This window comes from Streptomyces sp. NPDC007917 (genome assembly GCF_042959105.1).
GTDB lineage: Bacteria > Actinomycetota > Actinomycetes > Streptomycetales > Streptomycetaceae > Streptomyces.
On record NZ_JBIBKK010000014.1, the window covers coordinates 248,909 to 260,918 of the forward strand.

The following is a 12,010-nucleotide window of genomic DNA, read 5'->3' on the forward strand; positions in this document are numbered from 1 at the left end:
CCGCCGCCGTGCCGGGTCCGCCGGGATGTCGCCGGCTCAGAAGGCCGAGCGGATCAGGCCGCCGTCCACCCGGATCGTCGCTCCGCTGACGTACTGTGCGTGCGGCCCGCACAGGTAGGCGACGGCTGCGGCGATCTCGTCGGGTTCGCCGAAGCGGTTCTGGTCGTTGGGGATGAGCGCCTCGACGGCGTTGGGGTGGATGTCGTCCCAGGTCTGCCCCCAGCCGCGGTCGGGTCCGATCTGGGTGATGAGGGTCTTGACGCTGTCGACGAGGATCGCGCCGGGGGAGACCACGTTGGAGGTGACGCCGGTGCCCTTGAGGTCGCGGGCCAGGGAGACCGCCAGGTTGTGCCGGGCGGCGAGGGTCGCGTTGTACTGGGGGTGGGTGTTCATCGGCTGGGAGGCGAGTCCGCCGCCGATGGTGATCACGCGGCCCCAGCCGCGTTCGCGCATGGCCGGGACCAGGTGCTGGATCATCCGCACCCCCGAGACGACGTTGACGTTGTAGGTGTCGTTCCACTCCTGGGGAGTGGCGTCCGACCACGACAGGTGCCGGTAGAAACCGGCGTTGTTGACGAGGATGTCGACGGGTCCGCCGGCGGTGGCGGCCCGGGCGGCGTCGGCGGCGCCTTCGTCGGTGGCCAGGTCGCCCAGCGCGGTGTCGGCCGTCCCGCCGGCTGCGCAGATTGCCGCCGCGACGGCCTCCACGCGGTCCTTGTCGCGTCCGTGGATCACCACGGCGGCGCCCTCGGCTGCCAGCATCCTGGCGGTCGCCTCGCCGAGCCCTGCGCTGGAGCCGGTGACGAGTGCGCGCTTGCCGGTGAGATCGAGGTTCATGGTGCTGAGTCCTTTCCGTCGGCCGGGCTGCCCTCGCGCCCAGTTCGTGCGAGCGGCGGCTGGCCACATCTCCAAGTATACACTCGTAGACTTATTGGATCGGCCGGCCCGAACAGGCCTCCCACCTGCTATGATCCGTCGCGGACGGGTGCCTTGCCACGCCCTGGGGCGTCGACTCAAAAGGTGATCTCCAGGGCGACGATCGGGTGGCGGCGCCGCCACCCGGTCACGTTGGCGTACAGGTCACCCAGGCGGGCGAGCAGGTACTTGCGGCCGAGCAGCCGACGGACCTTCTCCGCGCCGTCGGCGTCGAGCAGCCGGCCGCTGCCCACCGCCTTGGCCGCGCCGGCCTTGATCCGGCCGCGCACGTCGCAGACCACGACCTTGACCCGCGGATCCGCCCGCAGCCGCTTCGGCGGCCATCTCGGCCGGGGCCTGACTGTGGCGGAAGCGGCCACCGCCAGCCGGCAGATCACGCGGCCGGGTGACCGCCGGGCCCTTGACCCTCGTGGCGAACACCCCGCACGCGGGACAGGCCCGCGCGCCGTGGTCCGCGGTGACCAGATGCACCCTGCGGGTGCCGTCCTCCAACCGCTCCACCGTCGCGACGGCCAGGCCGTCCAGGTCGAGCAGCAACGTCGCATCGGTATCGTTGTCCAAGCCCGTGGTTTCCGGTGATCGTTCTGCGTAGAGAACAGAAATGATCACCCACGACCACGGGCATCCTGCTGACGGGGCCACCCAACACCCCGGGATCTCACACCCAACGTGACAGCCGATCAGCCCACTCAAGGCCACACACCGCTCAACTTCGAAGACCCTCACCGGCCCGTCGAAGAGCGCGGGGTTGGCCGAGGTCATCTCCTCCCACTTGCGGTCCATCGCAGCCCGCGGGTGAGTTCTGGCGGTGCCGTCTCCACCAGGTGGAGGTCGGGGACGCCGAGGAGTTCGACGGCGGGGTTGGACAGGCTGGTGGTCAAGGTGATCTCCATTTCGGGCCCGCACCCGCGGGCGATTCGATCGCTCGGCAAAGGGACCGCGGCCGATGAGGTGCGGAGCCCGGAAGCTACCGCTGCAGCGACGCGGGACGGGCAAGGCGCGAAGGCTGGGGCGGGTGGAATCGTGCAGGGCTCGGGTCGAGCCGGCCGCGTCGTGCCCAGGGGCTCGGGTACCGCCGCCCGCCGTGCTGCGAGGGCCGCATCCGTAAAGCGGTCTGGGGTGCCACCACGACGGCCCCCGCATCACATCCATCCCGGGGTCTCCCTCCGAAGCGCTCTGGAGTCAGGAACGGCAGTCTGCGCCCGGGTCGGCGGGTGTCATCAGGGGGCGGACCCGTGGTACTTGACCGGCGTGTGGCGCAGCGCGTCGCAGGGAGCGCGAGGGTGGAAGCACTCCCTGGCACCCAGCCGGTGCACTACTGTCGGTTATGGCATTTCACAGTGAGAATTCGCCTGCGGTGGAGGCCGTCCATGCCGTCCGAGCCCGTGCCCGACCGACTCCCTCAGTCCGGGGAGTCCGCGTTCTGCTACTGGTTCCGTATCTGCGGCTTCACCAAGAAGGGGCTGGCGGCCGCCGTCACAGAACGGGCCCGTGTCGTCGGCTTTCCGCATGTCCGCCCTGATGGTTCACGGGTGCGCGGCTGGCTGGGCGGCTTATCGGCTGCCAGATCGGTGCGGCCACCTTCACCGCGACCGTGCTCGCGGCCACCACCCGCGTGCTGGCCGCCGTCTTCACCGGCGGTGACATCGCCGTCGGCCTGCACGAGAACCTGACCGTCGTGGCGGTGCTCGCCCTCGCTGCCTTGGGCCGCTACCTTCTGGACACCGGCGCCCGCGCAGCCGCGGCCCGGCTCGCGCCCAAAGCCGTATGCGAGGCCGACCTGGAGGTCATCACCGCAGCCACGACCGCCGAGCTGGTCGCGTATGAGGACCCGCACTTCGCGGACGCCCACGCCGCCGCATCCGACGGCGCGGACAAGACCGGCGACCTCATCCTCGACACCCAGCTCCTGACCTCCGCCACGGCCCAGATGGCCGCCGGGGCGACGGTCGTCACCGTCCTGCACCCGGTGATGCTTCCGCTGCTGTTCCTCTCTGTGGTCCCCTGTGCGTGGGGTGCCGTGAGGGGGTGCGCGGGTCGAGCACGCAGCCCACCACCGCAACCTTGCCGATTCCCGGCTGCGGAACGTGTTCCGCTCGTACACCACGGAGCGGAATACCGCTGATGAGGTCCGGGCGGGCACCATGGCCGGGTTCCTGATCCAGCAGTACCGCATCGTTTCCGGCCGCCTGGAGGCCGAACAGCTCCGGGCCACGCGGCACGCCCTGGTAGTCCAAGGCATCGGAGACGCGCTCACCGCCGTGGGCACCGCCGCGACCTGGGGCGTGCTCGTCCTCCTGGTGGCGACCGGCCGGATGGAGCCAGCCGTGGCGGGGACGGCCGCCTTGGCAGTGCGGACCTCAGGAGCGGCGCTCGCCACCACGGTCCGGGCGGGGGCCCGGCTCTTCCGCACCTCTTTGGCCCTGGACGACTGAGCCCGGTTCCTCGCAGTGGCCAAGCTGTTTTCGGCAAGGTGAACGGGAGCCACTGGGGCGATGGGAGCGAGAGCCACGTTGCTCTGTTTCGTGGAGAGAATGGACTGCGACACAGGTCCATGATCGGCAACGGAAAGTGGGAGCCGCCCCTCTCGGGTGATATGTGTCCGTGTCGCGATGGGGTGGGAGTGTCCGCGGCAGCGATGAGTGCGTGAACCGATAACTTGGGTAATGCTGGGCCCTTCGCCCCGTGTCCCTGACAGGCGCGGTTCAAAAGGGCCCGGCTCCGTTATGCGGCGGCCGCTGCCGATGGCACAGGTAGACCGATGCCAAGGACGCAACGTGATGGCCCGCCTACTGGATCGACGGCGCTGCAGGGGATGAGCCGTTGCCTGATCATCGTCGTCTTACCCATTGTGGGCAGAACGCCACGTGCAATTGTTCCCAGTCGCGAAGGTTGGGCGTTAAGTCCCAGTCGTAGATGACTCGGCAAACGTGGTAGTTGCATCCAACTGGAAGGTAAAGTCCGGTTGCGGCGGCGGGCGGCCCGTCTTTCGTGACGGCGAATATCTTCTTCGCTCCTTCCCGGAAGGCCGCGGTTCCGCCGGTCAGTAGCAGCGTCTCGGCGTAGACGTCCTTGCGAAAGAGGAACTTGTTCGCCTCCTTCGGGTTGTCCGGAATGATGTAGTCAGCCTCGAGGTCGGGAAGGTCTCGCTCCGGCACACTGGCGGTGCGTAGCTCGCGGGCGGCATTCCCCGCGTTGAGATGCTCCCGGATTCGCTTCCAGCGGGAAGGACGCAGCTGCATTGTGCGGGGCGCCAGCACGAGGTCCAGTGGCTGCCCATCATCGACAATAGGTTCGATCGGAGCGGTATTACGCAACGGCAAGTAGACCAACGATCGCGGCGATCGCGCTGCGAGCAGCCACAGGGTGCCGATGCGCCTGCCGTCGGTCCGGTCCACATACATCTCGTAATGGCTACTACCCAAAGCGCTACTGGTCTTGTAAAGCACCCCGTTCCTCAACGGTCTGGCCGGCCGGATCACGCGGTACTCCGTACCTGCCAGCCGCACCCGCTGCACGGCAATCTTCACCCGCAGGCTGTCCCGGGTCAGGGGCGCCCTAGAAGCGGTCATGCTGGCACCTCCCTATGGTCAATCCAGTCGGCTATTCCGGTATGCCGGTGGCTCGTTGCCGCTCAGCCGTCGGCTCAGGTGCGGGTTGTCGAAGCCGTTGATCCCGCTGCTGGAAGGCGCCCTTACGACGGCTGCGATGGCCTTAAGAATCGGACGAGGGCCCCAGCAGACCGACTCTAGATCGGCTCGCTCACCAGAAGCCACCCAGGCTCAGAAACAGGTTCTTTGAGCAGGAGGGAGTTCGAGGACGGCCAACTCGGTCAGCAACCCGGCATCTTCAGGTGTTCCTCGAGTGCCTTCCGACAGCGCTCCTTGAGCTTCTCGATCTCGGCTTCTTCCATGTCCTCTAGCTTCACGCGTCCCCCATGATCGTCGGCGATCACGGCATACTACTGAGATCGAGTGCGTGATGTGTTCCGGCGTTCGGCCTCGGTGGCCTGGTATCGGTAGGACTCGGTGCCGGTCTGGATCAAGGTGCAGCGGAACGTGATCCGGTCGGCGATGGCCGCGCAGAGTCTCGGGTCGGCGAAAATCTTGTCCCATTCAGCGAACGGCGAGTTCGTGGCCACCGCGGTCGCCTTGCATTCCTCACGCTCGGTGAAAATCTGGAACAGCAGCCGGGCACCCTTCTTGTCCAGATTCAGATACCCGAACTCATCCAGGCAGAGAAGATCGACCTTGCTGTAGCGGGCGATCACCGAGGACAGCCGACGGGCCGCGTCGGCCTCGGCGAGCTCGTTGACCAGCGCCGAAGTGGTGGTGTAACGGGCCGACAGGCCCGCCTCGGCGATCGCCGTACGGACTCCGATCAGAAGATGTGATTTACCGGTGCCGGAGTCACCGATCAGTACCAGGGGGCGGCCCTCACGCACCCAGGAAGTGCTCTTGAGATCACCGACCGTCTCGGGCAGCACGTTGGGGTTGCGGTCGAAGTCGAAGTCTTCCAGCCGTTTGGGCCGGGGGGACTTCGCCGACCTCACCAGCCGCTGCTGGCGGCGGACATCCCGGTCAGCGCGTTCGACCTGCAACATGTCGAGCAGGAACTGCTTGTAGGAGGACTGCTCGCGCCGGGCGGTGGCAGCCAGCTCCACGAACCGCTCGCGGAAGGCGGGCAGCCGCAGGTCCCGGCACGCTTCGTCGATCAGCGTGTCCTCCGGGTCGCTTTCCGGCAGGGGCATCCGGGTTGCCGGGACCTGCTCGGAGACCGGCTTGGCGGTGGCGGTCGGGCTCATGCGCTGGTGCCCTCTCTCTTCCTCGCGGTGTCGGTCACCGGCGTCAGCAGGCGGTCGTACTTGCTCATGTCCGGCAGCGCGGGACGGGGATCCGGCGGCAGACGCCGGGTGTGCAACGAGATCACCTTCGCTCCCGCATCACTGTGGGCGTCCTGGGCTGCGGAGTCGTCGTCCTCGTCATCGGAGGCAGCGTCATCGCTGTGGAACCTGGTGGGCTCGGCGTCTTCGATGCCGATGTTCTCGATGGCCTTGCGGGCCTCGATCGCGACCAAGTCGGTGCTGACGGAGCCGACTTTGAGAACTGTGGCCATTCCCGCGATGACCGCGCTGGCTGGCATCTGCCGGTGCAGCAACAGCACCTCGATCAGCATCCGGGTTCCCTCTTTGTCCCCGCACTTCTTCTTCGCCGTGGCCCAGAACGCCTCGTGCACCTTGGTGAAGCCGCCCTCCGCGCGGGCCTGTGCCAACGCGGCGGCCCCTGCGAACGCACCAGGCTTGACCAGCAGGATCTCCAGGTAGTGATCCAGGATTTCGTGGTAGGTGTAGCGGCGTGTCAGCCGTGGGTGGCGAGCGACGACTTTGCGGCCCTCATAGATCCACACCTCGTTCGCCCGCAGCTTCACCCGTACCTTTGTGCCGATGAACTTCGCGGGCACCGAGTAGTAGCCCTGACGGACGGTGACCCGCCCGTTGCGGTGGACCAGCGGCATCAGATCGATGCCGGTGTCATACTCGTCCGCCGGCAGCGGCGCGAGACAGGCACGTTCCTGCTCGAAGTCGAAGCCGATCGAGGTGGGACGGCCATGGACGTGCCGGGCGTCCTCCGCCGCATCGATCGCCGCCAGGCGCTCGTTCAGCTCGGCGAGCGTCTCCACCTGCGGGGCGGGGACAAGGTGCTTGCGGCGGAACCGTCCGCCCTCGTGCTCGACCCCGCCCTTCTCGTGTGCCCCTTCCTCACCAGGGCCGCAGTAAAAGGGTGAGAACGCGTACCACGACCGAAACGCCACCCACCGTGTCGTCTCCGCGCGGGAACGGCCAAAGAGCACCTGCTTCACGGCCGGCTTGAGATTGTCGTAACGGATGTGGACAGACGGCACCCCTTCCAGAGCCGCGAATGCCTCCACGTGCCCCTCAAAAAACGCCTCCTGCGAAGCCGTGGGTGGACGGCCTTGCCCGAGTACGACATCCGCAGCGTGAACAGCACACACTTGCGGCGCTGCCCGGCCAGGTCCAGCCACACGTCCGCGAAATCGACCTCGGCTTCCTCGCCGGGTCCGTTCCTCCAGATGCCGACGCCCTTCCTTGGCCTCCAGCGAGATCTCCGGCCGCCGCTTGCGCACGTAGTCACGGACCGTGGAGTACGACGCCTGCTCGAAATCGTGCTCACCCGCCGGACACTCAAGAATCCGCTCAACGGTGTGCTTCTGCTTCTTCCACGTCGACAGGTCCTCGCGCAGCATCGCGTCGATGAAACCCGTCACCGGCTCCAGCACACTCTTGCGCGACGGCGGCCTCTTCCGCTCCGCCGGCACCGGCGAGGCCAGCGCCTTCGCCACCGTGTTCCGCGACACCTTGTACCGCCTGGCCAGCACCCGCCCCGAAACCGCCGGATCCAGCCGACGGTCACGACGGATCCGCTCAAAGATCCACTCACGCGACCTGTACACCCACGGGCTCCTGACACGACCGTGATCAACGCAGCACAGCGTGACCCGACCAATCGGCCCCAAGCCCCATTACGCCATCGGCGGCATGTCACACGCCATCAGACAAGGTGGCTCCCAAACTCGTTGCCGAAGCAGTGGCTCTCACTCTCACTGCCCCGCTGGCTCTACTTCACCCTGTCGAAAACACTGCGCTCGCGCCGCGGCCGAGGGGTACATGTACCGGTGTGAGCAGACTGCGGTGGGCGGTCGTAGTGGACCGGGCCACCGTCGTCGTGACCGGCTACGACGCGGTCGGGGGCTGCATCCTGCGCCAGGTCTACTACCGGCTGGTGGCCGAGGCCGTGATCCCGCACACCGCGTCGGCCTACCGGCACCTGTCCGCGCGTCTTGCGCAGGCCCGCCGGCAGGAGGGGTTCCCCGACCTGATCGACCCGCTGCGCGAGGTCCACGTCCCGCCCGCCTGGCCGGACGCCGGCGCCTTCCTGCAACAGGCGCCCGCCTGGTTCTGTCTGGACCACACCGCAGGACAGGCCGCGGCCGTCTATGTGGCCTGCGAGAAGGACACCCTGCGCGCTCAGCTCACCGGCTGGCTCGCCGAGACCGGGATTCCGGTCCTGGTTGTGCGGGGATTCGGCAGCCAGAGCTACGCCCATGTCGTCAAGGAGCGCACCGCCCGGGACCCGGGCCCGGCCGTGCTGCTCTACCTGGGCGACTTCGACAGCTCGGGTGAGGACATCGAGCGGGACTGGGTGGCGCGCACGGGCTGTTGGAGCCGCACCGAGCGGGTGCTGCTGACCTACGAGCAGGTGCGCGCCTACGAACTGCCCGCGACCGAGGGCAAGCGCGGAGATCCGAGGTGGCCGGCCTTCGCCCGCCGCTACGGCTTCGACCCCCGCCGCCCGGTGCAGTGGGAAGTGGAGGCGCTGGAGTCGGCCGAACTCCGGCGCCTGGTCCTCGCCGCCGTCGACCCGTACATCGACCGCGACGCCCTCGCCCGGCAGATCGCCCGCGAGGGAGAACAACGCCGCGCCCTGGCCGCCTTTCTGGACGGCTGGGACGCGGCAGGCGGGGGAGCACCCTCGTAGTGCTGTACCGGCGCGGGGGCGCTCAGGCGGGTGCCGGTGCCGGGCGCAGCAATGCCAGCGGAGAGCGCCGGCCTTTCCCCACCGCGCGCAGATGCTCCCAGCCGACCTCGGGGTGGGAGGCGACGACCGCGTCGACGGACGCCGTGGCGTAGAGCGCGACGTCGACGGCCCCGGGTCCTTCACGCGGGTTGGGGTGTCCTCGGTTGCCCCAGCAGGAGTCCTCCCGCTCATCAGGTACGACCATGTCCGGCCCTTCTCGAGGGCTGGCCGGCCACGGCGGCGTGCGGGACCTGGCCGTCGTGGAGGCGGGCAGCGGCCGGCGGCCCGGCGCTTGGCTACGGCCTGCGTGTCCGCGGCGCAGGGGCCGCACTCGTGCGCGCCGCACAGGATCAGAGCCGGACGAAGGCGTCCGGTGGTTCCGGGACCCGTCCCGGACCGGTGGCGGTATACCTCGGCTACCGACGCACCATCCGAGTGAAAGGGAGTCTGATGAGCAGACTATTCGGTGCTCTGGCGCTTTCCGGCGTGACGCTGGCCGCTTTGGCGGTGGCCCCGTCTGCCTCCGCGCAGGACGACGGTCAGGCCAAGCGGTCCGCGGCCACCTGCTACGCGCAATCCTGCCACGGGCAGGACCCGCAAACGACCGGGTGTGCTGCCGATGCCTTCTCCCCCGACACCAAGTACATCGACGGCAGGAAGCTCGAACTGCGGTACAGCCCGACCTGCCGGGCGGCGTGGGGGCGTATCAGCGGCGGCGGCCGAGACTACGTGTCCATCCACAGCAGCTCGGGGGCGGAGTTCTGGAACAGCCCCGCTTATCACTCGTACACGGCCATGGTCAACGACGCAGGCCTGTTCGCCTACGCCTGCACGACGGTCGGAAACGGCACGTGCACGCACACCTATTAGCGGAAGGCAGCGGCGTGATCGGGCGGCGCGCTGGGATCCTGGCACTCCTGGCCGCAGCGTGACCGCCTGATCTGCGCTGACCGGCCCGCCCACGACGCTGGAGCAGCAGTGAGCGGGCCGGGACGACCCGGTACAGGGTGCGGCGCCCGCCCGTGGGTCAGCGGCGGGGGGCGGTGTACCGGCCGGTCGCGGCCGCGGCGCCCGGCCAGGAGGTGTCGACAGGACGGGTGTCTCCGTCGGCGCTGGACGGCGTCCCCTGCTGCCGCCCGGGCGATCGGGCACTGGGTCGTATGGGGTTTCCCGATGGCCTGTCTGACGCAGATAGCAGCGGTGCGCGACCTTGCGCAGCCACGCCCGCGGTTCCCGAATACTGTCCCATTTCTCGATGGCCACGGTGAACGCCTCATGAGTGGCATCGGCAGCCTCGTAGGGGGTCGCGCCGACACGGACCAGGAACCGTGTCACCTGCGGCATCTCGACGCGGTAGAGGTCCTCAAGACTGCTGGTCGTTAACGTGGGCGACGCCTACGCCGATCCGAAGGCCCCTCGCTTCTCGGTGGAGCCCGGATACGCTCCCAACCGGGAAGAGTTCGTCTTCTGCCGCCAGTTCGTCATCACGTGGCACTCCGCTTCGCTGAGATCAACGCACGCGCCGTACCCCCGTCGTGGCGGTGACACAGTCGGCCGTGGGCCGCCAGGCCAGCGTTCATGCGCTCCCGTCGCACTCGGCCGAGTGTTCATCGCGCTTGCCGGGATATCGCCAGCCCGCTCGACATTGCGGCGGCTCAGGCGTCAGGCAACGACCGCCGTGCTGGGCTACGCGGGGCCCCGAGGACCTGTCCCAGGGCCCCGCCGGAGCGCGTGGCGGTCAGCGTGGGGCGAACGGGGCGACCTCCATTTTGGGGGAGCCCGTCCGCGGCCCGCGGCTTCGCTGGGCGTAGGGGGACGTGTACCGCATGGCGCGTGAGTGGGCGCAGTGACCGGCCGTCGTCGCCGGTGGGGCCCGCCCCCGGCAACTAACGCATTTCTGTGTGCGTCTTCCAAAGGCGTACACAGGGCTGAGCGCATGGCAGCGATTGAGGGGGACAGGCGATGCAGACGGTATTCCAGAGCGATGACCTACCCGCTGAGCAGCGGTTCGAGGCGTGGCGGGAGATGTTCCGCCGACTGCCGCTGGAAGTGTCCAGCAATCACGAGCACGATTTCCATGCCACGTTGCGCTTACTCGAGCTGGGCCCTGTGAATGTGTCTGTGGCTTCAGTGCCGTCGCTGCACACATCTCGCACGGAGCGGCTGATCCGGCGCTCCGATCCGGAGTACGTCCAGATGGATCTCGTCCTTCGCGGCAGGATGGGGCTCTCCCAGGCTGACCGAGAGTCCGCGATCGGGCCCGAGCAGATGGTCATACACAGCAGCTGGCGCCCGTATAGGGCTTGGGCTGATCCAGCGATGGCGCCCTCTACCGTGGGTATGGCAGTACGCATGCCCCGGGCACTGCTGCCGCTGCCGGACGAGAAGGTTGACCGGCTCCTGGCCCGGCCGCTGTCAGGGCGGGAGGGGATTGGCGGCCTGCTCGCCGGATTCCTCACCCGCTTGACTGAAAGCCCCTACGAATACCGGCCTTCTGACACCACTCGGCTGGGGACGATCCTGCTGGACCTGGTCAACGCCTTGCTTGCCCATCAGGTGGACGCCGACACCTCGCTGATGCCCGAGTCACGGCAGCGCATTCTGCTCCTGCGTATCCAGGCTTTCATTCAGCAGAATCTGTCCGATCCGGCACTGACCCCGGACGCCGTTGCGGCGGCCCACCACATCTCTACCAGCCAGCTATACCGCCTCTTCAGGCGGCAGGACCACTCAGTGGCAGCGTGGATCCGCCACCAGAGGCTGGAACACTGCCGCCGCGACCTGGCCGACCCCGCCCACCGTTGCGTCCCCATCCACGTAATCGCAACCCGCTGGGGCTTCTCCCACCCCGCCGACTTCAGCCGTGCCTTCCGCACTGCCTACGGCACCAGCCCACGCGACTACCGTCACCAAACCGCGTGTGACAAACAGCGTTAAGAAACCGGCCACGCACGGCCAACGACGCGCGGGCCGCTGACCGGCATGGTTGGGACCGCAAACCAACCAAGGGCCTGTACACAGCCCCGAAGAAGGAGAAGTGAACGCATGCGACGAAGGATCCGAGCAGCGATGACGAGTGCGGCGATAGTCGCTGTTGCCACTGGGGTAGCGGGGGCGACGCCTGCGTCGGCGAGCACTGCTCCAACCGATCGCGATGCGCGGTCCACCGCAGCTGCCGCCCCGATCTCGCAGGAAAGCACTGGTACGCAGCAGCAAGTGGTCATTCCAGCTGGCGCCGGGCCTCAGGAGGCGACCATTCAATGTGGCGGGGCGCCCGCATACAGCGGGTTGAACCTTGAGTTCGGCCTCCCTGCAGTTGCCGACATGAGGTTCCCCCGAGATGCGGGGAGAGGTGACAGCGGGTCAGATGGGTCTCAGGAGAGGAGACCAGACGATGCCTGCCCCGAGGAAGTACCCGCTGGAGTTGCGTGACCGCGCGGTCCGTATGTATCGCGCCGCCGAGCCGAAGCCCGTCATCC

General features: G+C 68.1%; 12 protein-coding genes and 2 pseudogenes. 5 read left to right on the plus strand and 9 right to left on the minus strand.

Features of this window, described 5'->3' with window-relative positions; translation table 11 throughout:
- Window positions 1–36 precede the first annotated feature (36 nt).
- The 3 genes from ACFZDL_RS27835 to ACFZDL_RS27845 all read right to left on the minus strand — a co-directional run bounded on the left by ACFZDL_RS27835 (window position 37) and on the right by ACFZDL_RS27845 (window position 1,817).
- Complete coding sequence (locus ACFZDL_RS27835; RefSeq protein ID WP_353596591.1) at window positions 37–837, minus strand: SDR family NAD(P)-dependent oxidoreductase; 801 nt, start codon at window positions 835–837, stop codon at window positions 37–39.
- 176 nt (window positions 838–1,013) lie between these two features.
- Complete coding sequence (locus ACFZDL_RS27840) at window positions 1,014–1,313, minus strand: hypothetical protein (RefSeq protein ID WP_353596590.1); 300 nt, start codon at window positions 1,311–1,313, stop codon at window positions 1,014–1,016.
- A gap of 381 nt (window positions 1,314–1,694) precedes the next feature.
- A complete protein-coding gene (locus tag ACFZDL_RS27845) occupies window positions 1,695–1,817 on the minus strand; it encodes a hypothetical protein (protein ID WP_353596589.1) in 123 nt (40 codons plus the stop codon).
- A gap of 713 nt (window positions 1,818–2,530) precedes the next feature.
- Between ACFZDL_RS27845 and ACFZDL_RS27850 the strand changes: the two genes are divergently transcribed.
- Both ACFZDL_RS27850 and ACFZDL_RS27855 read left to right on the plus strand, forming a co-directional pair.
- A complete protein-coding gene (locus ACFZDL_RS27850; protein ID WP_353596588.1) occupies window positions 2,531–3,061 on the plus strand; it encodes a hypothetical protein in 531 nt (176 codons plus the stop codon).
- 19 nt (window positions 3,062–3,080) lie between these two features.
- Window positions 3,081–3,371, plus strand: coding sequence for a hypothetical protein (locus ACFZDL_RS27855; protein ID WP_353596587.1), 291 nt, complete (start codon window positions 3,081–3,083; stop codon window positions 3,369–3,371).
- A gap of 396 nt (window positions 3,372–3,767) precedes the next feature.
- Here ACFZDL_RS27855 and ACFZDL_RS27860 read toward each other — a convergent pair whose 3' ends face one another.
- The 4 genes and pseudogenes from ACFZDL_RS27860 to istA form a co-directional block, all read right to left on the minus strand.
- The gene (locus ACFZDL_RS27860; protein ID WP_353596586.1) at window positions 3,768–4,508 is read right to left on the minus strand and encodes a hypothetical protein; all 741 of its coding nucleotides are present in this window, start codon (window positions 4,506–4,508) and stop codon (window positions 3,768–3,770) included.
- Between the two features lie 260 nt (window positions 4,509–4,768).
- Window positions 4,769–4,891, minus strand: coding sequence for a hypothetical protein (locus ACFZDL_RS27865; protein WP_353596585.1), 123 nt, complete (start codon window positions 4,889–4,891; stop codon window positions 4,769–4,771).
- A gap of 6 nt (window positions 4,892–4,897) precedes the next feature.
- The gene (gene istB, locus ACFZDL_RS27870; protein ID WP_353596584.1) at window positions 4,898–5,740 is read right to left on the minus strand and encodes an IS21-like element helper ATPase IstB; all 843 of its coding nucleotides are present in this window, start codon (window positions 5,738–5,740) and stop codon (window positions 4,898–4,900) included.
- Window positions 5,737–7,407 (minus strand): annotated as a pseudogene (gene istA, locus ACFZDL_RS27875) (IS21 family transposase). Before istA ends, istB begins: the two are co-directional and overlap by 4 nt.
- 224 nt (window positions 7,408–7,631) lie before the next feature.
- Between istA and ACFZDL_RS27880 the strand changes: the two are divergent.
- Complete coding sequence (locus ACFZDL_RS27880) at window positions 7,632–8,492, plus strand: hypothetical protein (RefSeq protein ID WP_353596583.1); 861 nt, start codon at window positions 7,632–7,634, stop codon at window positions 8,490–8,492.
- A gap of 22 nt (window positions 8,493–8,514) precedes the next feature.
- Here the strand turns inward: ACFZDL_RS27880 and ACFZDL_RS27885 are convergent, their stop codons facing one another.
- Window positions 8,515–8,736 (minus strand): hypothetical protein, encoded by a 222-nt coding sequence (locus ACFZDL_RS27885; RefSeq protein WP_353596582.1) that lies wholly within the window; start codon window positions 8,734–8,736, stop codon window positions 8,515–8,517.
- A 245-nt stretch (window positions 8,737–8,981) separates the two neighbouring features.
- On the opposite strand from ACFZDL_RS27885, the gene ACFZDL_RS27890 reads away from it, so the two are divergent.
- Window positions 8,982–9,401, plus strand: coding sequence for a DUF2690 domain-containing protein (locus ACFZDL_RS27890; protein ID WP_353596581.1), 420 nt, complete (start codon window positions 8,982–8,984; stop codon window positions 9,399–9,401).
- Window positions 9,402–9,728: 327 nt separating this feature from the next.
- On the opposite strand, the pseudogene ACFZDL_RS27895 reads toward ACFZDL_RS27890, so the two are convergent.
- Window positions 9,729–9,878: pseudogene (locus ACFZDL_RS27895) on the minus strand (sigma factor); the annotation flags it as partial.
- 615 nt (window positions 9,879–10,493) lie between these two features.
- Between ACFZDL_RS27895 and ACFZDL_RS27900 the strand changes: the two are divergent.
- The gene (locus tag ACFZDL_RS27900) at window positions 10,494–11,468 is read left to right on the plus strand and encodes a helix-turn-helix domain-containing protein (protein WP_353596580.1); all 975 of its coding nucleotides are present in this window, start codon (window positions 10,494–10,496) and stop codon (window positions 11,466–11,468) included.
- The last annotated feature ends 542 nt before the right edge of the window (window positions 11,469–12,010 follow it).

What these genes read in the sequence shown, in the direction of transcription:
- ACFZDL_RS27885 (WP_353596582.1), bottom strand. Translation starts at nt 8,736, where the DNA reads ATGGTCGTACCTGATGAGCGGGAGGACTCCTGCTGGGGCAACCGAGGA.
- ACFZDL_RS27855 (WP_353596587.1), top strand. Translation starts at nt 3,081, where the DNA reads ATGGCCGGGTTCCTGATCCAGCAGTACCGCATCGTTTCCGGCCGCCTG.
- ACFZDL_RS27835 (WP_353596591.1), bottom strand. Translation starts at nt 837, where the DNA reads ATGAACCTCGATCTCACCGGCAAGCGCGCACTCGTCACCGGCTCCAGC.
- ACFZDL_RS27860 (WP_353596586.1), bottom strand. Translation starts at nt 4,508, where the DNA reads ATGACCGCTTCTAGGGCGCCCCTGACCCGGGACAGCCTGCGGGTGAAG.
- ACFZDL_RS27890 (WP_353596581.1), top strand. Translation starts at nt 8,982, where the DNA reads ATGAGCAGACTATTCGGTGCTCTGGCGCTTTCCGGCGTGACGCTGGCC.
- ACFZDL_RS27900 (WP_353596580.1), top strand. Translation starts at nt 10,494, where the DNA reads ATGCAGACGGTATTCCAGAGCGATGACCTACCCGCTGAGCAGCGGTTC.
- istB (WP_353596584.1), bottom strand. Translation starts at nt 5,740, where the DNA reads ATGAGCCCGACCGCCACCGCCAAGCCGGTCTCCGAGCAGGTCCCGGCA.